This is a genomic window from Paucibacter sp. Y2R2-4, from assembly GCF_025717535.1.
In the GTDB taxonomy this organism is placed as follows: domain Bacteria; phylum Pseudomonadota; class Gammaproteobacteria; order Burkholderiales; family Burkholderiaceae_C; genus Paucibacter_A.
Genome location: NZ_JAJIRO010000002.1, coordinates 117,024 through 137,944 on the forward strand (window position 1 = coordinate 117,024; position 20,921 = coordinate 137,944).

19 protein-coding genes are annotated in these 20,921 nt (G+C 63.0%); 7 read left to right on the forward strand and 12 right to left on the reverse strand.

Going from position 1 to position 20,921, the window contains the following annotated elements; all coding sequences use genetic code 11:
• The first annotated feature begins 67 nt into the window (after positions 1-67).
• The gene (locus LNV06_RS07445; protein WP_263537629.1) at positions 68-370 is read left to right on the forward strand and encodes a hypothetical protein; all 303 of its coding nucleotides are present in this window, start codon (positions 68-70) and stop codon (positions 368-370) included.
• Here LNV06_RS07445 and pgeF read toward each other — a convergent pair.
• Both pgeF and maiA read right to left on the reverse strand, forming a co-directional pair.
• Complete coding sequence (pgeF, locus tag LNV06_RS07450; RefSeq protein WP_263537630.1) at positions 299-1,093, reverse strand: peptidoglycan editing factor PgeF; 795 nt, start codon at positions 1,091-1,093, stop codon at positions 299-301. The two genes, LNV06_RS07445 and pgeF, sit on opposite strands and share 72 nt — an antisense overlap.
• On the reverse strand, positions 1,083-1,715 hold the full coding sequence (gene maiA, locus LNV06_RS07455; RefSeq protein ID WP_263538319.1) for a maleylacetoacetate isomerase: 633 nt from the start codon (positions 1,713-1,715) through the stop codon (positions 1,083-1,085). The genes pgeF and maiA overlap by 11 nt, the downstream gene beginning before the upstream one ends.
• A 51-nt stretch (positions 1,716-1,766) precedes the next feature.
• Between maiA and LNV06_RS07460 the strand changes: the two genes are divergently transcribed.
• Complete coding sequence (locus tag LNV06_RS07460; RefSeq protein WP_263537631.1) at positions 1,767-2,339, forward strand: NUDIX hydrolase; 573 nt, start codon at positions 1,767-1,769, stop codon at positions 2,337-2,339.
• Between the two features lie 809 nt (positions 2,340-3,148).
• Here the strand turns inward: LNV06_RS07460 and LNV06_RS07465 are convergent.
• Together LNV06_RS07465 and LNV06_RS07470 are read right to left on the reverse strand one after the other, a co-directional pair.
• Entirely contained in the window at positions 3,149-5,080 is a 1,932-nt protein-coding gene (locus LNV06_RS07465; protein WP_263537632.1) for a bifunctional diguanylate cyclase/phosphodiesterase, read from the reverse strand.
• 49 nt (positions 5,081-5,129) lie between these two features.
• Positions 5,130-5,834, reverse strand: a complete 705-nt coding sequence (locus LNV06_RS07470; protein WP_263537633.1) for a transglutaminase-like cysteine peptidase — start codon at positions 5,832-5,834, stop codon at positions 5,130-5,132.
• Between the two features lie 317 nt (positions 5,835-6,151).
• Between LNV06_RS07470 and LNV06_RS07475 the strand changes: the two genes are divergently transcribed.
• The gene (locus LNV06_RS07475) at positions 6,152-7,015 is read left to right on the forward strand and encodes an HDOD domain-containing protein (protein ID WP_263537634.1); all 864 of its coding nucleotides are present in this window, start codon (positions 6,152-6,154) and stop codon (positions 7,013-7,015) included.
• Between the two features lie 7 nt (positions 7,016-7,022).
• Here LNV06_RS07475 and LNV06_RS07480 read toward each other — a convergent pair whose 3' ends face one another.
• Together LNV06_RS07480 and LNV06_RS07485 are read right to left on the reverse strand one after the other, a co-directional pair.
• On the reverse strand, positions 7,023-7,607 hold the full coding sequence (locus LNV06_RS07480) for a nitroreductase family protein (RefSeq protein ID WP_263537635.1): 585 nt from the start codon (positions 7,605-7,607) through the stop codon (positions 7,023-7,025).
• A 92-nt stretch (positions 7,608-7,699) separates the two neighbouring features.
• A complete protein-coding gene (locus LNV06_RS07485) occupies positions 7,700-8,227 on the reverse strand; it encodes a GNAT family N-acetyltransferase (protein WP_263537636.1) in 528 nt (175 codons plus the stop codon).
• A 300-nt stretch (positions 8,228-8,527) separates the two neighbouring features.
• Between LNV06_RS07485 and LNV06_RS07490 the strand changes: the two genes are divergently transcribed.
• Positions 8,528-9,409 carry a PEP-CTERM sorting domain-containing protein gene (locus LNV06_RS07490; RefSeq protein WP_263537637.1) on the forward strand — a complete coding sequence of 294 codons (882 nt, stop codon included), beginning with the start codon at positions 8,528-8,530 and terminating at the stop codon, positions 9,407-9,409.
• A gap of 303 nt (positions 9,410-9,712) precedes the next feature.
• On the opposite strand, the gene LNV06_RS07495 is transcribed toward LNV06_RS07490, so the two are convergent.
• From LNV06_RS07495 to LNV06_RS07505, 3 genes are all read right to left on the reverse strand, one after another.
• The gene (locus LNV06_RS07495; protein ID WP_263537638.1) at positions 9,713-11,554 is read right to left on the reverse strand and encodes a TRAP transporter large permease subunit; all 1,842 of its coding nucleotides are present in this window, start codon (positions 11,552-11,554) and stop codon (positions 9,713-9,715) included.
• 2 nt (positions 11,555-11,556) lie between these two features.
• Complete coding sequence (locus tag LNV06_RS07500) at positions 11,557-12,585, reverse strand: TRAP transporter substrate-binding protein (protein ID WP_263537639.1); 1,029 nt, start codon at positions 12,583-12,585, stop codon at positions 11,557-11,559.
• 107 nt (positions 12,586-12,692) lie between these two features.
• Positions 12,693-13,631, reverse strand: coding sequence for a TRAP transporter TatT component family protein (locus tag LNV06_RS07505; protein WP_263537640.1), 939 nt, complete (start codon positions 13,629-13,631; stop codon positions 12,693-12,695).
• 151 nt (positions 13,632-13,782) lie between these two features.
• On the opposite strand from LNV06_RS07505, the gene LNV06_RS07510 reads away from it, so the two are divergent.
• Positions 13,783-14,412 (forward strand): hypothetical protein, encoded by a 630-nt coding sequence (locus tag LNV06_RS07510; RefSeq protein WP_263537641.1) that lies wholly within the window; start codon positions 13,783-13,785, stop codon positions 14,410-14,412.
• Here LNV06_RS07510 and LNV06_RS07515 read toward each other — a convergent pair.
• From LNV06_RS07515 to LNV06_RS07525, 3 genes are all read right to left on the reverse strand, one after another.
• On the reverse strand, positions 14,409-16,073 hold the full coding sequence (locus LNV06_RS07515) for a GGDEF domain-containing protein (protein WP_263537642.1): 1,665 nt from the start codon (positions 16,071-16,073) through the stop codon (positions 14,409-14,411). The genes LNV06_RS07510 and LNV06_RS07515 overlap by 4 nt on opposite strands.
• A gap of 151 nt (positions 16,074-16,224) precedes the next feature.
• Positions 16,225-17,952 (reverse strand): hypothetical protein, encoded by a 1,728-nt coding sequence (locus tag LNV06_RS07520; protein WP_263537643.1) that lies wholly within the window; start codon positions 17,950-17,952, stop codon positions 16,225-16,227.
• Entirely contained in the window at positions 17,949-18,308 is a 360-nt protein-coding gene (locus LNV06_RS07525) for a hypothetical protein (RefSeq protein WP_263537644.1), read from the reverse strand. The genes LNV06_RS07520 and LNV06_RS07525 overlap by 4 nt, the downstream gene beginning before the upstream one ends.
• Before the next feature lie 421 nt (positions 18,309-18,729).
• Between LNV06_RS07525 and LNV06_RS07530 the strand changes: the two genes are divergently transcribed.
• Positions 18,730-19,881: an HD-GYP domain-containing protein gene (locus LNV06_RS07530; protein ID WP_263537645.1), complete on the forward strand. Its 1,152-nt coding sequence runs from the start codon at positions 18,730-18,732 to the stop codon at positions 19,879-19,881.
• A 158-nt stretch (positions 19,882-20,039) separates the two neighbouring features.
• Positions 20,040-20,885: a mechanosensitive ion channel family protein gene (locus tag LNV06_RS07535; protein WP_263537646.1), complete on the forward strand. Its 846-nt coding sequence runs from the start codon at positions 20,040-20,042 to the stop codon at positions 20,883-20,885.
• The last annotated feature ends 36 nt before the right edge of the window (positions 20,886-20,921 follow it).

Sequence of the window (20,921 nt, forward strand, 5' to 3'; positions counted from 1 at the left end):
GAAGGGGCCTCGCCATTCGGCCTAAGCCCTGTTGTAACCTTCTCGCCTTACCAACCGATGACATGCCATGTATCTGATTGCAATCGCCTGGGGCTATGTGGCCTTGATGATGGCGCTGGCCGAAGCGACCAGCAGCCAGGGCTCCATCCTGGGTGCCATCGTAACTTTGTTTCTGTACGGGATTCTGCCCATCTCCATCGTGATGTATATCTTGGGCTCAGGCCCCAGAAAAGCGGCCCGCAAGCGCGCGGAGCTGGCCGAGCAGGCCGCAGCGATGGCCCAGACAGCGGCGCCAGAATCAGGCTCGCAGGCTGATAGCAGCCACCATGCGGCCACAGCGGGGCTCGCGCCGGAACGAAAAGAACCGTGAAGCTTCGCTGAAGGTACAGGCTTGGACGCCGCTGACAAAGCCCAGGCCTAGCGCCTGCAGCCGCTGGCGCGCCAGCCCAGCCAAATCGGCTCGCCAACGGGGCTGACCGGCCGCATTGGGCTGGTACTTGAAGAACTCGCGATCGATCGGGTCATCGCTCGCGCCGAAGGCCGCCAACACATCGGGCCCCACTTCAAAAGCCTGCGGGCCGATGCAAGCGCCCAGCCAGGCTTGCACCTGATTGGGGCGGCAATGCGCCGCTGCGCACAAGGCAGCCACGGTGTTTTCCAGCACCCCGGCGCTCAGCCCGCGCCAACCGGCATGCGCGCCCGCCACGCCGCCCGGCGCGGCGAACAAAACCGGCAGGCAATCGGCCACTTGGATCACCACACCCAGGCCGGGCGTCACGCTGACACTGGCGTCCGCAATCAGCGTTGGCGCCCCGGCTTGCACATGCTGCGGCTGCAAAAGCACAACATCTGCGCCATGCACCTGCTGCAAAAACACCGCGCGTGCGCCCAGCGCCTGCTCGATGCGCGCCCGGTTCTCGGCCACCGCCGCCGGCTCATCGTGCACCGCCACGCCCACATTCATGCTGGCATAAGGCCCTTGGCTCACACCGCCCGAGCGGGTGCTCATCAAGGCCGTCACCGGCAGATCAGAGCCCGGCGCCCATGCCGGCCTCAGCCAGTCTTGAGCATAGGCCGCAGCCTCATTCAGCATCGGGGCAAGCACTCGGCTGCGTCTTAGCGAAAGCGTCCAGGGCCATGCAGTTCTCGAACACCCGCATCACCTCAGGCACATGCTCGAGTCGGCACTCAAAGCGTTTGGCATTGAAGATCTGCGGCACCAACACGCAATCGGCCAAGCCCGGCGTATCGCCATGGCAGAAGCGGCCCGCGCCCTGCTTCAGGCGCATTTCCACCACTTCCAGCCCGCTTTCCACCCAATGGCGGTACCAGCGGTTCTTGTTGTCTTCGTCCAGACCCAGGTCTTTGCTGAGATAGCGCAGCACCCGCAGATTGTTCAAGGGGTGGATCTCGCAGGCGATGTCTTGCGCCAACGCGCGCACCTGGGCTCGGCCCAATGCATCAGCCGGCAGCAAAGGCGGCTGCGGATGGGTTTCATCCAGGTATTCGATGATGGCCAGGGACTGGCTGATCAGCGCATCGCCGTCCCGCAGCAAAGGCACCAGCTTGGACATGGAGGCGCTGGCATAAGCAGGATCGAACTGCTCATTCTTGGCCAGATGCACCGCGCGGTAGTCGTAATCCAGCCCCTTGAGCGCCAGCGCAATGCGCACGCGGTAGGAGGCCGAGGAGCGAAAGTAATTGAAGAGTTCCATGGCTGCGGATGATGCCACGGCTGATTCAAACAGGGCCGCTAAACTGGGCCTATGTGGATCCCTCGACGCTTCAAGTTTTGCCCCAGTTGCGGCGCCGCCGTCGACTACGCCGTGCCGGCCGACGACAACCGCGAACGCGCCACCTGCACGGTCTGCAGCAGCATCCACTACGAAAACCCGATCAATGTGGTGGGCACCCTGCCCATCTGGGAACCCGAAGGCGCGGACCGCGGGCCGGTGCAAGTGCTTTTGTGCCGCCGCGCCATCGAGCCTCGCCATGGCTTTTGGACCCTGCCGGCCGGTTTTTTGGAGCTGGGCGAAACCTCAGCCCAAGGTGCAATGCGCGAAACCGATGAAGAAGCCGGGGCGCAAATCGAGTTGCTGCCGCTCTACTGCTTGATGAATGTGGTCAAGGTGGGGCAGATTCACCTCTACTACCGCGCGCGGCTGCTGTCGGATCAATTCAACCCCGGCCCCGAAACCCTGGAAGCCAAGCTCTTTCATGAGCATGAGATCCCTTGGGATGAGCTGGCCTTTCGCACCGTGCGCGAGACCCTGCAGCGCTTCTTCGAAGACCGCCGACTCGGCCGCCCCTTCGGTTTGCATTGTGCCGATATCGGCTAAAGCCCAATTCAAGCGCAAGCCGCCAAGTTGTAGCCGACCTGAGCCCCAAGTATGCGCTGGACCTCGGTAAATGGGGCTCTCGTTCGCCCTCGTGAATTGAACGAATGGCATCTGCGCCCTCTGTTCCAAGCGCCCCTTGTCCTGCGTGACCAGCGGCAAAGTCCCCGGAGTGGACTGTTTGGTTTTACGTGTGAGGCACGGCAGCCCGGGCCGTCGCCGGGCTCATGGCTCGGGGGTCGGCCCCGGTGGGCCGACTGCCTTGCGCTGCTCGCAACTTGGGGCCGGCTCCGAACTCACTTCACTCGCTGCGCTCGTTCCGTTCAAACATGCGGAGCCAAGCTAGAGGTGGAAGCGCGCTGCGCGCGCGCCCCAAGTCGCTGCGCTGCTCAGCCCCTCACAAATCGCCCAACAACGGCCCGGGCTGCCGTGCGCTTGCATCGCCAACGTACTGCCTCAACACCCTTGCCCAACGCCCACTTCGATTTGACTCGGCCCGCCGACGGGCGATTTGTGCCCGGCCGAGAGCGCAGCGGAGCGGGTCAGGCGCGCGCAGCGCGCTTCAACGTCTAGCTTGGCGGCACCTGTTTGAGCGCAGTGAGCTTGAGCGAACGGAGCGAGTTTGCCGCCGCTGACCCGCGCAGTGAGCACCGAGGGAAGCTGGCTCGCCAGAGCCGGCCCGGGCACCATGAGCACGGCGGCGGGCCGAGTCAAAGCGCGCAGCAGAGCATCAATCGGGCTTCCGCTCAGGGACATTGCCGACCCATACCGCCAGGAATCATCCGCCCGAGCCGTAGCTCTGACGGCCCGGATCAACCCTTGTGCTGCGAGGTGGCCCAGGGCCCGGTCACCCCATCCAGCTCACAGTCCCAGAGCGCTTGCACATCCATCTCGTCGCGCAAGCCTTCGGCATAGACCTTCAGCGCCAGGCTGCGCAGCATCACCAACATGCCGCGCACGAAGGCGGCACGGGCGGCGTCGCCTGAGACGCCGGTGACCACCGCCACGTCCAGCTTCACATAGTCCAGACCCGCCTGGTAAAGACGCTCCACCTGAGCCAGGCCGGCGCCGGCGTGCTCCAGCCCCAGCTTGACGCCCAAGGGCCGCAGCTGTCGGCCCATTTCGAACAAGAGATCGAAGTGATGGATGGCTGCGCCCTCGGCCAACTCCAGGCCCAGCTTGCGGGCCGCCTGCGGCGCATGAAAGACCTGTTCACGCAGGCGGGCCACAAAGCTGCCATCCAGCAAGCTGGCCGGCGCGATATTGACGCAGCGCTGCAAGCCGTCTGCGGCAATCGCTTCCAGCGCCAGCGAGACCGCCAGCAAATCGACATCGGCCGTCAAACGGCTGCGCACCGCCAAGGGCAGCCAGCGGGTGGCCGCCTCGAACTCGCCCTGCGCATCTAACTGCAACTGCAAAGGGCACTCCAGATGAAGGACCCGACCCTCGCGGTCCAAGACAGGGTACTGCAGCAAACGGCCGCGGCGGTCCTTCAAGGCCTCGCCAATCTGTGCCCGCCATGCACGCTCGCCCTGGGCCTTTTGCATCAAGGCGCCCTCGGTTTTTGGCGCCGTCATGGACTCGACCACAAAGCCGGCCTGATTCTCTGCGCGCGCCAAGGCCGCGTCGGCCTCACCAAACCAGACGCCCATCTGCGATTCGCGTGGCAAGTCCACCGCGCCCAGAGCGACCTGAATGCCGCCGCCAAAAGCCGGCAGGCTGGCACGCAAGGCATCGGCCAGAGCCTGGGCGGTTTCTGCCGCCACATCGGGCGCCGGCAACCACAGGGCAAAGTCGGCACCGTTGAGGCGGCCGGCCAAGCAGCCGCGCACCCGCTCGGGGTAAGCCATCACCGCGGCCGCCATGCTGACCAGCACTTGGTCCACCGCCGGGCGACCGAGGCGCTGATTCAGACCGGCCAGATCACGCAAACGCAGCAGCACCAGGCCGCCACGCGCCGGGCCTTCATCGCGGGTCAGGGCCGACTCCAGCTCAGCCAGGAAATGCTTGCGCGTGCTCATGCCGGTCAACGGGTCGCAATGGGCTTGCACTCGCAAGACTTGCAATTGCTCGGCCTGCGCTTCAAACATGCTTTTCACGCGCATCACCATCGCATTCATGGCCTCGGTCAGGCCTTTCAACTCGGGCACGGTGGACACTTCAATCAGGCCAAAGCTGCCCTCCATCACAGAGCGGGCTTGGGCCACGGCGCTGTCCAGCGGCCGCCGAATCCGGTGCAAGGCCAAATAGGCGCCCATACCTGCGAGCAAGGCCACGCCGCCCAGCAAGGCCGTGATGCGGGTCAGGCTGCGCCACAACTCGTCATGGGCATAGGCCGAATGCGAGAGCACCTCCACCGAGCCGATGGCATTCCAGCCGTTTGAGACCTGGGCCACGCCGGCCTGGGTGGCAATCGGCAGGCTCTGCACAAACCAAGCCGGGGCATGGCTGGGCTTGGCCGCCGCGCTGCGCTCAAACGCCACCTTGCCATCGGCAGCACGCCAGACCACGCTTTGGTAATAGCCAGTGTCGAACTGAGCGGAGATCAGCAATTGCATCAACTCGGCATCACCCTGCTGCTGCGACAAAGCCAAGGCCAGAGCGGCCGCGTTATCGCTGTTCTTGATCTGCATTTGCGATTGCAACAACTGGCGCACCGACAAGGTCGAGACCGCCACGCTGCCGGCCAGCGCCAGCAAGACCGCGCCCACCACCAGTAACCAAACTTGACGCATCAAGGACATGACAAAACCCAATCGACAGTGTTCATGATCAAGAAACAACAACGCTCATTCAAAACCCTTCAGCCCTGACCTTGGCCAACAGGTCCCGCCACTGCGACAAGCGTGCCAGCGGGTCGCCCGCCGAGGTGGCCCCCACGCCTTGCCACAGGCCTTCGCTGTTGAAGCTGAAGACCGGCTGCAGATCGGGCCGCTGCGAGGCGGGCCGCACCACGCCAATCAGATTGTCCAGAATCAGCGGCTCAGCATTCGGTTCGGCATAGTAGGCCAGCACCATATGAGCCAGCGAGCGCCCGCCCACCGTGGCTCGCACATAGACCATGCGCAGCTTGGCCACCGGCACCCCCGCCGAGACCAGACTGAAGTACTTGGCGATGGCGTAGTCCTCGCAGTCGCCCCGCCCCTTGTCCAGCGCTTCTAGAGGGCTGGCCCAGTAGTCCACCTTGCCCCAGACCTCGACATCGTCGCGAAACTCGATGCGGCGGTTCAGATAGCTGTTGATCGTGCTCAGGCGCGCCTCTTCGTCTTGGGCGCCTGCTTTTTCAATCATCTGCAACAAGGCCTGGGCTTCGTTCACCGTGCGCTGATTGAATTTTGCAGCGGCCTCCAGCAAGCGCGCCTGGTCCAGCGCGCTGCCTGGCGCGGGCAGCAGGCTGAGCAATCCGCCGATGCACCACGCACCCAGCCAAGCCCCCAGCCACCGACGCGGCGGAGCCCAGGCCCGGAGCATATTCAGGGTGATGAAACCGGCAGGCATGCGAAAAAATTGGGGGCGCCTGAGCGACGAGCAAAGATATAAAGCACTTTACAGGCTGGACAAGCCCGCCATCGGCCTGCGCGATCAGAAACAAGGGAAAACTTTGAGGGGCAGCGATGATGAGTTCACGCCCGGCCTAGCCAGCCAGCCTTCACAATTAGGCTTGACCGTCTTCATCCCAGGGTCAAGCCCCGGCCCGGCCTGCCGATAATGCAGACTGATGAGCCCCGCCGGCGGCGAGACTGCGCCTGTCCCCAAGTTTTAGTTTGTTCGTTTCGCGCCTGCAGCGCAGACACCGGCCCCAAAGCATTGATCCCATGAGCATCCAGACGGTCCAGCAAGAAATTGAGCAATCTCGCAAGAGCGGCGGACTCAAGCAAATTGTGATTCCGCCCTGCCCCGAGTTGCTGGCCCGCTTGCAGCAGGCCATGGCTTACGCCGAACCCGACCTGACCGAAGTGGCCCGCATCGCCGCCAGCGATGTCGCCATGTCGGCCACCCTGCTGCGCCTGGCCAATAGCCCCATGCATTTATCCGACGGGCTGCCCTGCACCACGGTCGGCCAGGCCATGACCCGCATCGGCCTGCGCGAAACCGCTGCGGTGATGACCGGCTTTTTGCTGAAGAACTCGATTCCCGTCAACAGCCCGCACCTGGCGCGCTTTTGGGAGCGATCGACCAAACGGGCCATTGCCATGGCCTTCGTCGCACGCCAGTTGCCAGGTCTATCGCCCGACTTGGCGCACACCTATGGCTTGTTTTGCCATGTGGGCATGCCGGTGCTGCTGCAATGTGTGCGCGGCTATGGCTCCACCATGGTGGAAGCCTCGGCCCGGGTGGACCGCAGCTTCGTCGCCACCGAAAACGCCAATCACCGCACCGACCATGCGGTGGCCGGTGCCCTGTTGACCCGAGCCTGGAATATGGCGCCGGAGTTGATGGCAGCCATTCGCCTGCACCATGATCTGGGCTCACTGGGCCACGGCGGCATCGAGCCTGAAGTGCACACCCTGATTGCCGCCGGCCTGATCGCCGAGCACTTGATGCGTCAACACGAAGGCCTGCCTGACGATGCCGACTGGGGCGCGCACCGCGAGTCAGTGCTGGACTGGCTGCAAATCAGTCAGGCTGATCTGGAGCAATGGGACGATCAACTCCGTCCCATGCTCGACGAAAGCTAAAGCCGACTCAGAAGCTGAACTTGCCTTCGGCCACGATTTCAGCCATGGGCTTGCGCGGGCTGGGCGCCTCGCGCTCTTGCAAGGCTTGCGGCAACACGGACTTGTCGGTTTGCTTGCCCAGGGCGACCACGGCCTCGATGGCATAGTCCGCCGGCACCCCCAAGGCCTGCGCCAAAACCGCAGCATCAAAGCCACCCATGGCATGGGCCACCCAACCGGCGTGATGCGCTTGCAGGGCCAAGCTCATCCAGGCAGAGCCGGTGTCAAAACTGTGCGAGCCAAATGGCTTGGTCTCAAAACCCTCTCGCGCTGGCCAGTTCTTGGCCGAGATCACGGCCACCAGGGCTGACGCCTTTTGCGCCCAGTCTTTGTTGAACTGCACCAGGCTGCCGAAGATGGCGTCAAAGCCCGGCGTGCCCGCCAAGCCGTAGACAAAGCGCCAAGGCTGCACATTGGAGGAAGACGGCGCCCAGCGCGCGGCCTCGAAGAAGCTCATCAAGGTGTCCAGCGGCAAGGCTTCGCCGCTGAGTGCACGCGGGCTCCAGCGCTCGGTGAACTGCGGATTGACGGGGTATTCGGTTTGGCGAGTCATGATGATGTGGCTTTCCTTGAGTGTTGCTGTTGAGGATTTGAAAAAATGGCCCGTGCTTGGCGCCTTAGGCCTCAATCTTTAGACCTTAGACCTTAGACCTGCCGGGCCAACCAATCGCGATCATTCATTTGATAAACCGCCGTGTCCATGTCGTACCAGCGCTCGCGGCCCCGGTAGCTCATGCCCAGACGTTCCATCACGCGTGAGGAGCCGGTATTGGCCGGGTCGCAGACCGCCACCAAGAGCTTGGTCTTCAGGGTCTCGAAGGCAAAACTGGCCATGCACTGGGCGGCCTCGGACGCAAAGCCCTGGTGCCAACGGTCTTTGCGCAGGCGCCAGCCGATCTCCAAAGGATTGGCCGCATCCCGACCCAGATGCTGGATGCAGCCCGCGCCGATGATTTGGCCGTTCTCTTTGTCTATGAAACTCCACCAAGAGTAACCGGTGTCTGCCCAGCGCGCTTTGACCCGGTCAATCATGGACTTTGTGTCTTCGGGTGTATCGGGCTTGCCGGTGATGTAACGCATCACCTCTGGGTCGCTATTGAGCGCATACAAGCCCTCGAAATGCACATCGGTGCAGGGTTCGAGTCGCAAACGCTGGGTGTTCAAGACGGTCATGGAGGCCTCAGGCGATGGAGATAAAGATGGGAGCGGCCTGCGCAGTCTAGCGAAGCGCCTCGTCTCGCGCGCCCATCGTCGCACCCCCGCGAAAACCCTGAGTCCAGCATCCCGCCCCCGGAATCGGGGCTGGGTATTTCGCTACAAATTTGTGACATATTTCTCATTTGAAGCGGCGAAACTTGCGCCCAGCACCCTGAGCCGGCCGGCGCTGTCAAAAACAGCCTTCTGCGCAAAGGGGCAAGCATCAAGCAAACAGCCTGCTTGCAATCTGTGGCTTTGAATTGGAGAGCAGCCCTCATGAATGAAGCAAAAACATCGATCTCCTCGCGCTTGTCTGCGCGCTGGAAAGTCAGCGGCCAAGCCGCCTTGGCCGCCACCAGCCTGGCCCTCAGCTTAGGCAGCGCCCCCTCCGCACAGGCCCTGACCATCGTGCTGGACTTTGTACCCGCTGCGACCACCGATCTTTTTGGCGTCGGCACCCTGCCTGAGACTTTTGCAAGCTGGGGTTTCAGCGCGGCGAACCTGGCCAATCTGCGTGAAGCCACCTTGACGGCGGTGAACAAAGACTATCTGGGCTACCCCAGCTTTGGTGCCAATGCCCTGAGCCCATTGCCCAATGGCAAAGAGCTGAATATCAATTTCACGTTCAGCAGCGGTTTGACCGGCCCCGGCAATGGCGACAGCGAGTGGTACTACGTGGCGATTGGCGACGCCAACCCCAACCAGGGCTTTCTGGGCCAGGCTTGCCTGGGCTGCGTGCGCGGCAGCGGCGGCACTTCCAGCGTTGCCAACGGCAGCATCGTCGGATCCATTCTGACGGACTCGATTTCCAGCCTCCTGAGCTTGGCGACCAACGACACCCAGCGCTTGAACCTTTTGGCCGGCACAGTCGCCCATGAAATCGGCCATACCTTGAACCTGCCGCACCCCAATGCGGCCCTGGCCAACCCCGGTGAATCGAGCTTCTCCATCATGGCCACCGGTGCCGCGCCGACCAGCATGCCCAATATCGAGCGCACCAAGGACCGCGCCTTCGCCTACACCGAGTTCCAGACCCTGATCAACACCGTGGGTCTGCGCAATGTCAGCCCGGTGCCAGAACCGAGCACCTGGCTGATGCTGGCCCTGGGTCTGGGCTTCTTGGTCGTTCGCAAGCGCCAGGCAGTGCCGCAAGCCTGAAGCGGCTTAGCGCCAAGTCGTAAAAGGCCCGCCTCTGCGGGCCTTTTTATTTGAGGGTTTGAATGCGACCCTATTCGCTCCGGTAGCCCGGCCCGTTGCCGGGCGATTTGTGAGGGGCCGAGCAGCGCAGCGCGCTTCAATTTCTGACTTGGCGCAGCATGTTTGAACGTAACGAGCGCAGTGAGTGCAGTGAGTTCTGCGCCGGTCTCAAGCTGCGAGCAGCGCAGGGAAGTCGGCACGCAGTGCCGGCCCCCGAGCCATGAGCCCGGCGGCGGCGCGGGCTGCAGTGCCCTCCGATACCTCTCAGTGCCTCAGCAGCGCCGGCAAGCCCGTCGACAACCACGGGACGCAGGCAATCAACAAAGTGCCCAAGAAGATCGCCAACAAAGCCGGCAGCACCGAGGCGGCCACGTAGCGCAGCGATTTACTGAACATGGCCGAGGCGAAGTAGATGTTCATGCCCGCCGGCGGGCACAAAAAGCCCACCTCCATCGCGGCCAGAAAAATAATGCCGAAATGCAGCGGCTCAATGCCGTAGCTCAAGGCGACCGGCAGCAGCAAAGGCACCAGCACCACCAAGGCGGCATAGATCTCCATCAAAGCCGCGGCCACAAACAAGAACAGGCACAAAGCCAGCAAAAAGGCATAGCGATTGGGGATCCACTGCTGCGCCGCTTCTACCGCTGCATCCGGAATGCCGGCGTCGACCAAAAAGTTCGTCAAAGCCAGGGCCATGCCCAGAATCAACATCACGCCGCCGATGATCTGCGCGCATCCGCTCAAGCAGCGCCCCAAGGAGCGCCAAGTCAGCTCGCGGTGAGCCAGCGCCTGCGTGGCCAGCGCGTAGGCGGCGGTGAGTGCCGCGCTCTCGGTGGGTGTGGCCAAGCCACTGACCAGGGCGCCAATGGCCACGACCGGTGCGGCAACTTCCCATTTGGCACGCCAGGCACATAGCCCCAAGTGGCCCCAATGGAACGAAGCCCGAACGCTGGCCGAGGGGACACTGCCCTTGGTGCGCCAAAAGCCGCCCACGAACAAAAGGCTCGCCACCATCACCAGCGCCGGGATCAGACCGGCCAGAAACATGTCTTTGATTGGCACACGCGCAATCACCGCATACATGATCAAGGGCACCGAGGGCGCCAACAAAACGCCCAAGGCGCTGGCACTGGTGACCAGGCCGATGCCGCGCTGCTCCGGGTAGCCGGCATTGCGCAGCAAGGGCAAGAGCAAGCCGCCCAAGGCCAGAATCGTCACCCCGCTGCCGCCGGTAAACGCGGTGAAAGCCGAACACAACACAGCCGCCGCCAACACCGTGCCATGCACACTGGCGCCGAACAGGGCCAAGAACAAATCGCCCAAGCGCTGCGCGGCACCGGTGCGCGCAAAAATCAGCCCGGCCAAGGTGAACAAGGGCAAGGCCGGCAGCGAAGGGTTGACGGTGATTTGGTAATGCGAAAGCGGCACCGAAGCCAGCGGCAATCCGTCCTGCCAGAACAGCAGCAAGGCCAAACCACCCAGCACCGCAAAAATAGGCGCGCCGCCAAACAGCAAGGCCAGCAGCGCCAAGGCCAGCGGCCACATCAAGGCCACGGGGCGCCCATCGAAGGCCGCCGCCGCCGCCCAGCCCAATGCCGGCAGCAGCATGGCCAAAAGCAGCCGCCAAGTCCAAGCTTGGGCGCAGCGCGAAGCCAACCTCGCCCCCAGCAAGACAAAGCCCAGCGGCATGCAGGCCTGCACCCACCACACCGGCAGCCCATAAGCCAGCGGCTGAGAAGCCTGCATTTCACTGCGCACAAAATGCCAGCTGGCCTGGGCCAGCGCACCGCAAATCAAGGCGGAGCCGCCTTTGGAGAGCGCCAGCATCCAGCGCTGCTTGGGCGTAGTAGTTTGCGACGCGTCCAGCTGCCCTGCGCCGCTGGCCCCCAAGCTGGTCAAGTGACCATGGCGCTCGGCCGCCAAGGCACCGAACATGGCCATCACCAGCCCTAAGTGCTGCACCAGCACCGAGGCGTTATCCACCCCTTGGCCCAAGAGCGGCCGCATGGCGATTTCCACCATGGGGATCAACATCATCAAGGCCAGGGCCAGGGCCGACAGGCCCTCGTCAAAGCGCAGCCAAACCCGCCAGTTCTGCGCGCCCAAGCTCAACGTCCCTTGCCTGCGCGGTAGGCCTTCAGATGCACAAAGACCTCATCAAAGGTCTCGGTCGGCACCATGCTGCCCCGGATGCGTGGGTAGAGCTTCTCGGCCAACTCGTTCCATTGCTGCATTTGGGCGGCGTTCGGCTTGTTGACCGTGAGGCCGCGCTTCTTCATCGCATCCACCGCCTCATCAACTTCCTGGCGGGCCTTGTTGCGCATCTGCAGGCCAGCTTTCTCGCCGGCGCTGCGCAGCGCGGTCTGCGCCGCCGGGCTCATCTCGTCCCAGGCCTTCTTGGTCACGACCAAGGCGCCGACGATGGGCGCCCAGTTGATCTCCAGCATGTTCGAGGCCGTGCCGTAAACCTGGCTGGCCAAGGCAAAGTACGGTGTGGAGGGCACCACATTGATCATGCCGGTCTGCATCGAGGGCAAGATGTCGGCCGTCTCCAGCGGCACCGGGGTGTAGCCCAAGCTTTTCATGATGGCTTGCTGCTCGGGCTCAGAGCCCCAGGCAAAGAACTTCATGCGTTTGAAGTCATCGGGCGCGAAGGCCGGCTCCTTGGAGAAAAAGCGCACCCAACCGGCATCGCCCCAGCCGACGACGACAAAGCCGCGGTCCAGAAAGCGCTTCTCCATGGCCGGGCGCATCTTCTCGCGCACATAGTCCACTTCCTCCCAGTTCTTGAACAGCAGCGGCAGGTTTTGCAGCGCCGCGATGCTGGGCTCAATCTCACGCAGGCCCACCACCGACATCAGCGCACCCTGCAACTGACCAATACGCATGCGCCGCGCAATCTCGGCTTCGCCGCCCTGGCTGCCATCGGTGAAGACGACAAAACGCCCACCCGGCTGAGCCGCCCGCCAGCTTTCACCCAGTTCCAAGAGCTGCTGGTGGTAGAGCGAGTTCTTCGGCACCACGGTGCCCAAGCGCAGCTGCACGGCTTGCACGACTTGCGAACAGGCGGCCGTTGGCGCAAGCGCTGCCCAAGTCAGCAAAGCGGGAAGAAGTAGCTTGCGGCAAATGGTTTTCATGGCATGAGGGCCGCCCGAAGCGGCCGATCTTGGATGGGAGGAAAGAAGACGCGGCGCGATATGCCCTGAGTTCAATGCGGAGGGCGATGCGCGCTGTAGAAAACGGATCAAAACAAATCGTCGGCACTGTCGAGCAGCCATTGGGCGCGGACCTGCATCACTTGATTGGCCAGATCGGGCCGGCTTTGAGCCACCGCCAGCGCTTGTTTGAGCAAAGACTCGAACTGAGCACGGTCGCCGGCCGGCAGGGCCAAAGCCTCAGCGCGCGCCACCCAGATGCCTGCATTGCGCAGCCCACCCACCTTGGCAGCCTGTTCGAACAAGGCCGAGGCTTCCGCACTAGAGCCGCCAGGCCGCGCCGCTTCCAGCGTGCCGCGCAGCGAGCTGAGCCCGCCCTCGGCAAAGTCCGGTTGGCGCTGCCAGGCCATCTTCGCCAGAGCGACGACCTGCGGCAGGTCCGCCACCTGATCGGGCCGATCTTTGGACAAAGAAATATGGGCCCCCCAGGACGCCGCCGCCCAATAGGCCAGACCCACCTCGTCCTCGGTCAGATTCAAGACGGTTGCCGTCGGAGCTGTTGAGCCGCTCGAACTCGCCTGAGCCGCCAAGGCCACAGCAAAGCCGGGATGGCGCAACTCCAAGGCACGCATCGCATGCTGCTGCGCACGCCAGTACAAGCGCGCCGCCCGCTCGCGCTGCCGCTGCGCCGCACGGGCGTCGCGCGTGGCCAGTTCGTCCGCCGACTGGGCCACAAAGGCGTAGGCATATTGGGTGAAGCCGGCCGCCACCGATTCGGCCAGAGCCACATGGCACGGGGTCTGGCGCAGCACCGCTTCCGACAGTTTCAGGTGATAAGCACTCGCCTCGCGGGCCAGTTGCAGATCGTCTTCTTGAGCATCCTGTCCCTGGCTGGACAAACCATCCGCTACACCGTTCAGCAAGAGCATGCGCGGCGAGCAGGCGCTCAAGAGCGCGAGCAATCCCCCCAGCACCAAAGGGCGCATCCAAGCTAGTCTGACGAAGAAACCTTGAGCGTTGGCGGCCATGTGTTGACTTTGACAAGGGAAGAAACGCCGCGGCCCACAGAAAGAACCAAGAAACAAGGCGGAACTGCGACGAATGCATTTCAGTCTAGTGACCCAATTTGAAGCGCTGGTGACAGTCAGAAGCCCAGGCCGAGCCGCGACAATGCGCGCCATGCCGCTCGCGCTCCCGTTCAAGCCCCGACTTTTGTTTCAGCGCCCGCCCCTGCAAATCGCGCTGGCCTTGCTGATGCTCTTGGCCCTGCTTCAAGCCGGACTGCGTCTGTTCGGGCCTAGCGGCAAATTGGTCAGTGTGGAGCGCAAGACTTGGCGCCTAGAGATCGATGTGGAGCGCAGGCTGGAAGAGTTGGGCTCCAGCTGGTGCGCAGAGATGCCCGCCGACGCCACCGAGCTCTCACGCCGCCTGATGCCCGACCCCCAACACCCGGAGCAACCCGCCGCTGAGCACTGCAAATACCGCGCGCCCGGCTGGCGCACATCTTGGCGAGCCCAAAGCACAGGTACAGCACCACAAGTGCCGCAATGGCCGCAACCGCCGCTGCGGGTAGAACCCCTGGGCGGAATCACAAACGGCCCAACGCCCTTGGGCATTGAGCGCCTAGGCGAACGCTACGAGTTTTATGAACTGGAATTGGCTCATGCCGATGGGCAGACCTGGACTTGCCGCCTGCCCCGCACGCGCTGGGAGGCTGTGCCACTGGGCCTGCGTTTTCGCTTGCCGGTGGACCGCTACGGCGTGGCCAATTGCGCGGGCTTGATCACGTCAAACCCAGCGCCGGCCTAAGCCGGGAGCGAGCAGAGCACGCGGTCGCGCCCCTCGGCCTTGGCCTGATAAAGCGCTTGGTCGGCCCGCTGCAAGAGCGCCACAGCCGCCTCGCCCGACTGCAGCAGGGCCAAACCGCCCGAGAGCCTCACACGCAAATCGGGCACCAAGCTGGCCCAGCCATGCGCGCGCACATCGGCACAGAGCAGTTGCACAGCGGCCTGCGCCGACGCCAAATCGCTTTCGACAAAGAGCAGGCAAAATTCCTCACCGCCATAACGCGCCACCAGATCGGTGGAGCGGCAATTGCTGCTCAAGAGCTGCGCCACCTGGCGCAGCACCTCGTCGCCCAGCACATGGCCCCAGCGGTCATTGATGGACTTGAAATGATCAATATCCAGCACCGCCAAGACCAGGCCATGCCCATAACGCGCCGAACGCTCGCATTCCATTTGCAGACGCTCGTCCAAATGACGGCGGTTGGCCAAGCCGGTTAACGCGTCGGTGCGGCTGCGCGCTTCCAGCTGCTGCAACAATTGGTCCTTCTCCGCCAAGGCCTGCTCCAAGGCCGTGTTCAGGCGACGCAATTCCTCGTGCGCCCCCGACAACTCCACATGGCGCAGCCGGTGCACTTCGGCCTCATGGCGCGCACTCTGCAGCTCCAGTTGCACCTGCAAGGCGTTGAGTTGCTGGCGACCGCGCTCGTCAAACAAGGCCTTGTCCAGCGCCACTGCCTCTTGATGGCAAGTCAGGGCTTCTTGGTACTGGGTCCGGGTCTGCAGGCCATTCGCCAGCTCTTTGAGCAGCTCGGACAGAAGCCCCCGCAGCCCCGCGCCACGAGTAATTTCGGCCCCCTCACGCCAGCACTGCAGCGCTTCGTCTTGCCGTTGCAAGCGCCACAAGACCAAGCCGCGCTCCCTGAGCATCTGTGCCTGGGTGTAGGAGCCGAGGTTCAGCTGCGCACTGGCCGCCAATTCGTCCAACAATGCCAGGGCCTCCTCACATCGGCCGGCCTTGCAAAGCGCTTCTGCCAGGTTCAAGCGCACGAAACTCTGCCGCCCCAGGTCGCCAATGGCCTGCATCAGAGCCAGCGCCGCCTCGTAGCTGTGCACCGACTCGTCGAAGCGACCCAAATTCTTGAGGTTGATGCCGATATTGTTCAGTACCGCCACCCGCGCATGCGGCAGGTCCAGGCGCTCATAGGCTTGCGCCAACTGTTGGTAGATCTTCAAACCTTCTTCGGGCCGACCCAAGCGCGACAACAAAATGGCCGAGCAACGCAATCCATGCAACTGCTCCAACTCGTCGCCCGCCTGTTCAGCCCAATCGCGCGCCGCTTGTGCATGCAACAGCGCCGTTTCATAGGTCCCCAAGACTTCGTGCGCATTGGCCAAACCTCGCTCGGCCCGGCTGCGCAGTTTCAGGTCAACGCCGTCGAACAAGTCCGCACGCACCCGGTAGAGTTCAGCCAGCCCTTGCAAGGGCTCGGTGCCATAGATACCGGCAATGGCCCGAAGCAGCCGCAGCCTGAGGGCAGCGCAAGCATCAACTTGATTTGCGAGCAAGCGTTCTGCCTGGTCCAAGCACTCCAAGGCACCGACCAAATTGCCGGGCAGCCCCTCATCAGCCTTGCTCAGCAGCTCTAAGAACTCGGACTCGGCAGTTTGCGGAATCGATTTCATGTGAACAAAGCCTCCCTGGCTCTGGTGCCCTCGTTCTGCGCCATGCACGAAGCGCGCGCTGGCTGCCGAAGGTCATTCAGGGCGAGAGCGTAGCAAAGGTTCAATCCCGACAAGCGTCACTCAAAAAAAGGCCAACACCCCGGCCCCACGCTCAAGCCTGTGTGCGCAACAAGCGAGATACCAAATCTTGGACTGCTTTGTGCTGATAGGGGCGAGCGCGCGCATCGCAGTCCCAGCATTGCTGCTCCGAAAAACGCAGGGGGGAGTCCGCGCCAGCCCTCTTGGACGCCTCGTCCAGCAGCGTCTGCACATCAGCCCAACAAGTGTGACGGTCCTGCAGCACCCAAACACGAGGCAGCAGACCGGCTCGCAGCAAGGCTTCGATCTCAAAGCCCGTGCCCTTGCGCTGAGCACAAAAGCCGCGTAAGTCCAAAACAATCACATCCGCCAACTGCATCAATTGCTCGACCGTGCCCTGCCAGGCTGTGTTGAAACAAAACACCTCGTTGACACGGAAGCGCCCCTCTGCATCCGGGCTCAATTGCAGTCGTTTACGCAATCGCTGAGCCTCGGCGGCCTGCGGCAAAAACAATTCGTACAAGCGACCGGACAGAAACATCAGACTGACGAACATCCCGATGTTTCGGGGGGCCAGATCCGGCCCCCCGATCTGCGAGACCGGCCCGAGATAGCGCCAATGCGCCTGCAATAGATCCAGGAATCGATGTTGTTTTTCGTCTTTTGAGAAGACACGCAGCACCAAGAGATGTCGGCCCGCATAAGGCAGCGCCGGCACCATGCGCAACACCAGCGCATAGGCCGCCACGGCCAGCCCAAGGCACAGAAGAGTCAAGCCCAGACCCGTCGAGAGATCTGCCAGGATCTCGCCCGCGCTGAGCAGCTTTCCTGCCGACGACTCTTCAATCGATGAACGCAGGATGGCGACCAAGACCCCGGCCACCAGGATCAGATCCAACAAAACGGTCGCCGAGACTTCTCCCAACCAGCCGCGCGCGAGTGCATTGGCCAGCCCGGAAATGCAGCGAAACGCCAGGCACAGCCCCAACACCACCAAACTCATGACCAAGCCTGTAGCCATCGCGCCGGCCACCGAGGCCTCGCCCTTTGCCGCCGCCTGCTGCAAGCAATCACCGCCCAGCGGCTCGAGCAGAAGCGCCGGCACTACCGCACCCAATAAGCCCAAACTCAGCAGCAGCCAAAGCGCCCGAAGCAGGCTGCGCGAGCCCAGCAGATGCAATGCCATCCAAGCGCCCAAGAACAGCAAGGCTGAGGCGAATTCTTCCCAAGTCGGCTGGCACATCGCAATCACCAAACCTATCGCTGCACCCAAGGCGACGCAGGCCGTCTTCCAGCGCGCCGCAGTCGGCGGCAAATTGGCAAGCACCAGGCCCAGCGTCGCCAGCAAGGTTCCAGCGAACACGCTCATTTGCAGAGGTACGCTCGGCTGGCCCATGCTCAGCCGCGCGCTCAGCCAGGCTCCCAGCCCAAAGCTCAGCCACGCAGCCAGCGTAGCCAGGGTGATGCGCAACTGGGCGCGCCTGAGCGCTGCGCTGTCTGGTGAGCCGCTAACTGCTTCTGCTTGGGGAATGCCAGAGTCAGACCCTGGCGCATCGGTCAGAACGAAAGGCGAGCGATCCCACCAGGCTTTAGGGCGCTCGCGCACCGACTCAAAGTTCATCAAGCTTGCAAGCCGCGTGCGGTAACGCTTCTGCAGCCAAAAGCGTGCCAGCAAAGCCGACACTGCCAAACACAGCAGCAAAAGCACGGCCACCATCAAGAACGCGCCCTCTGAAGCCAGCCGATCATTCGGAGGCACGCTGTGCTTCAAGCAGGCCCGCGACGCTGTCCACCGGCTCATCGGGCGCCGCCTTCCGTAACAGCTAGCGAGTTCGCCACCTGGGTCCGAGCGTTCCCGGACTGCGCGTCCAAGCACCAACCTGCGCGCAAGAGCCAACGTTGATGCAAAGGGTTGCAAATGAAACCCAGCAAGAGGCTTTGAAGCAACCACAATGGCAGATAAAAGGAGGCGTCGATAGGCACAGCGGCCAACAGAGGGGGCAAAGCAAAACCATAGGCCAAAGCCAGCGCAGCCAGCCGGTACAAGCGCCGCTGCAGCGCCCAGGCCATCAAGCTCAACACCGCCAACCAGGCAAAGCCGCTGCGGTGCAGACGACAGTCCCCGTGCTCATTGACATAGATCGACTCATTGCCCATGCGAACTTGCCCCTTGCCATGAACTTTATTGGACCGAGATGCGAGTGCGGTGCACCTTTCAGGGTCTCTGCCGAAGCACAAGCTACAGGACGCAAAGACCGCTCAAATTGTTGCTGCTATCTGGCATACCTTGCTCTGTCTCGCCGATGCCGAAGCCAGATCCAGCGACTCACGAAACCCAGCAGCGGCAAGCATCGTAAAGCCATCATGGCGGCTCAAACATGACTAGTCCTGAATGTTGGGCCTGCGATTGCACGGGTAATATCTGGCCACCCAGCGCCAGCCTTTACCTCGGCCCAATGCAACGCTGTGAATCGATCCATCTTGCAAAAGCCTTGTCGGCACGGGCGGCGTTTGAGCGGCCCGCAGGCACGCCCTTAGGGCGTCTCAATCCGATGAGGCATTCAACCGGTCGCATGTCATGCAATTGTTGAAATTGGTCGCGGAGCAGATTCAGATTGGGGGTCGCCTGCCCTTCCATGTTCGCAACTCCGAAGGGGGTTTGTTGCTGGCCCGGGGTCAGGTCGTGCTCAGCGCGTCTCAACTCAATGCGCTCTTGGAGCGCGGCATGTTTGCCGACCAAGAGGAACTGCTGGCCCTGGAGGCCGGCAAGACTCCGCCTGTCGAAGCGCCACCACTGACCACCCGCTGGAGCCAAGCGGTTTGGTCGGTCGACACCTTGCTGAAAAAACTCACCGAGGGCGACAACTTCATCGGCAACTGCGAAGAGGTCAGCGGCGAAGTGATCGCCCTTGCGCAAGAGGACGGCGACTTGGCGCTATACCAAGCGGTGCGACAAGAGCAACAGCAGCTGCGGCTTTACGGCGTCAGCCATTCTCTGCATGTGGCGACGCTGTGCTGGATGGTGGCGCGACGCCTGGCCTGGACCGAAGCTCGTCAGCGCATGGCCGTCAAAGCCGCACTGACCATGAACGCCAGCATCATCGACTTGCAGGGTGCCTTTGCCGTCAACGGCCAGCGCCCGGGCGCGGCGCAACGGGAGCAGCTGCGCGATCATCCCGAAGAAGCTGTTCGCCGCTTGCGCCGAGCCGGCATTCAAGACGAGGAATGGCTGATGGCCGTGGCTCAGCATCACGAGCAAGCCGGAGGCAAGGGTTATCCCAAAGGCCTCAGCGAGGTGGAGGAAATGGCCCAGTTGCTGCGGCTGGTCGATGTCTTTCTGGCCAAGATCAGTCCGCGCATCAACCGCCCGGCACTCGAGATCAAAACCGCTGCCAGGCAGGTCTATGAACAAGGCCCCAGCAACCCGATGGTGGCCAGCCTGATCAAAGAGTTCGGCATGTATCCGCCAGGCGAGTTGGTGCGCCTGGCCAATGGCGACCTGGCCGTGGTGGTGCGCCGCGGCGCCAGTCTACACAGCCCCATCGTGATGGCCTTGGCCGACGGCATGGGACGCCTCAAGCCCAACTTCATCAGCTACGACACCGGCAAGCCGGAGTACAAGGTTGTCGGCGTCGAAGCCGACAAGCGCCGCTTGATCGGCGTGCCCAGCGAGCGCTTCTATGGCCTCTACGGTCTGCACGGGCGCGACCATCTGAATCCCACCCATTGAGGGGCCGCCGGGTCTGTAGACTTCTCGTTATGGATGAGCCGGCTCCTGCTAGCCGGCTGCCCTGCCTGAGGATCTGGGCCAACTGCTCAGCTCGTCACGAGGCTGGGCGACACTTGCGCCGCCACCCGTCTTGATTTCACCCAAACCTGCTTATGCTCTTGCTTGAACGCCTCGCCACCTGGATCCCTGGGCAGTGGGAAAAAGTCATTCTGACCGCCGTCCTGATCGGCATGGCCTTGCTGGCCGCTCAACTTTGGGCGCGCTTTCTCTCCAGCGAAGACATGGCGGCCGAGAAGCGCCGCATTCACCTGGTCTGGGCGCGCAACCTCATTTGGCTGGCGGCCCTGCTGCTCATCATCTCGATCTGGGCCTCGACGATTGCCGGCTTCGCATTGTCGCTCGCGGCCGTGGCAGGCGCCTTGCTGATCGTCAGCAAGGAATTGCTGATGTGTGTGCACGGCTACCTCTACCTCAGCCTGGTGCAGCCCTACAAGATCGGCGATGTGATCGAGTTCAATCACATGCGAGGCCGAGTGGTGGACATCGATATGTTCGCCACCACCCTGGTGGAGCTGGATGCGGCTGGGCAGCGCACCGGCAGACTGGCGGCCTTTCCCAATGGCCAGCTCCTGACCCAGTCGGTGCTCAATGCCTCCCCCAGTGGTCGCTATGAGCTGCACACGATTCGTCTGCCCATCCCCGAAGCCCTGGCGCATCAGCTGGACCGTATCGAAACCGCCGCCTGGGCCGCCGCCGATCAGGCCACTGCGGCCTGGCAGGAAGAGGCCATCGCCCACTTTCGCAAGCTGTCGGCCGAGAACTTCATCGACCTGCCCTCGGGCAAGACCAAGCTGTCCTGGGACTTCTCCAACCCCGAGCATCTATTCCTGAGCATACGCATCGCCTGCCCGACCGGACTAAGCGCCTCCGTTGAACAAACGGTGTTTCGCGACACCTGGCGCGCCTTGGCTCCACCGGGCCCGGCGGCAGTGCCCGAACCCTAAGGCCTTGGGTGGCGTCGAGCCCAAGGGCCGGCGCAT

What these genes read in the sequence shown, in the direction of transcription:
- LNV06_RS07445 (WP_263537629.1), top strand. Translation starts at nt 68, where the DNA reads ATGTATCTGATTGCAATCGCCTGGGGCTATGTGGCCTTGATGATGGCG.
- maiA (WP_263538319.1), bottom strand. Translation starts at nt 1,715, where the DNA reads ATGGAACTCTTCAATTACTTTCGCTCCTCGGCCTCCTACCGCGTGCGC.
- LNV06_RS07470 (WP_263537633.1), bottom strand. Translation starts at nt 5,834, where the DNA reads ATGCCTGCCGGTTTCATCACCCTGAATATGCTCCGGGCCTGGGCTCCG.
- pgeF (WP_263537630.1), bottom strand. Translation starts at nt 1,093, where the DNA reads ATGCTGAATGAGGCTGCGGCCTATGCTCAAGACTGGCTGAGGCCGGCA.
- LNV06_RS07485 (WP_263537636.1), bottom strand. Translation starts at nt 8,227, where the DNA reads ATGACCGTCTTGAACACCCAGCGTTTGCGACTCGAACCCTGCACCGAT.
- LNV06_RS07530 (WP_263537645.1), top strand. Translation starts at nt 18,730, where the DNA reads ATGCAATTGTTGAAATTGGTCGCGGAGCAGATTCAGATTGGGGGTCGC.
- LNV06_RS07510 (WP_263537641.1), top strand. Translation starts at nt 13,783, where the DNA reads ATGCCGCTCGCGCTCCCGTTCAAGCCCCGACTTTTGTTTCAGCGCCCG.
- LNV06_RS07480 (WP_263537635.1), bottom strand. Translation starts at nt 7,607, where the DNA reads ATGACTCGCCAAACCGAATACCCCGTCAATCCGCAGTTCACCGAGCGC.
- LNV06_RS07505 (WP_263537640.1), bottom strand. Translation starts at nt 13,631, where the DNA reads ATGGCCGCCAACGCTCAAGGTTTCTTCGTCAGACTAGCTTGGATGCGC.
- LNV06_RS07475 (WP_263537634.1), top strand. Translation starts at nt 6,152, where the DNA reads ATGAGCATCCAGACGGTCCAGCAAGAAATTGAGCAATCTCGCAAGAGC.
- LNV06_RS07460 (WP_263537631.1), top strand. Translation starts at nt 1,767, where the DNA reads ATGTGGATCCCTCGACGCTTCAAGTTTTGCCCCAGTTGCGGCGCCGCC.
- LNV06_RS07500 (WP_263537639.1), bottom strand. Translation starts at nt 12,585, where the DNA reads ATGAAAACCATTTGCCGCAAGCTACTTCTTCCCGCTTTGCTGACTTGG.
- LNV06_RS07515 (WP_263537642.1), bottom strand. Translation starts at nt 16,073, where the DNA reads ATGAAATCGATTCCGCAAACTGCCGAGTCCGAGTTCTTAGAGCTGCTG.
- LNV06_RS07525 (WP_263537644.1), bottom strand. Translation starts at nt 18,308, where the DNA reads ATGGGCAATGAGTCGATCTATGTCAATGAGCACGGGGACTGTCGTCTG.
- LNV06_RS07490 (WP_263537637.1), top strand. Translation starts at nt 8,528, where the DNA reads ATGAATGAAGCAAAAACATCGATCTCCTCGCGCTTGTCTGCGCGCTGG.
- LNV06_RS07465 (WP_263537632.1), bottom strand. Translation starts at nt 5,080, where the DNA reads ATGTCCTTGATGCGTCAAGTTTGGTTACTGGTGGTGGGCGCGGTCTTG.
- LNV06_RS07520 (WP_263537643.1), bottom strand. Translation starts at nt 17,952, where the DNA reads ATGAGCCGGTGGACAGCGTCGCGGGCCTGCTTGAAGCACAGCGTGCCT.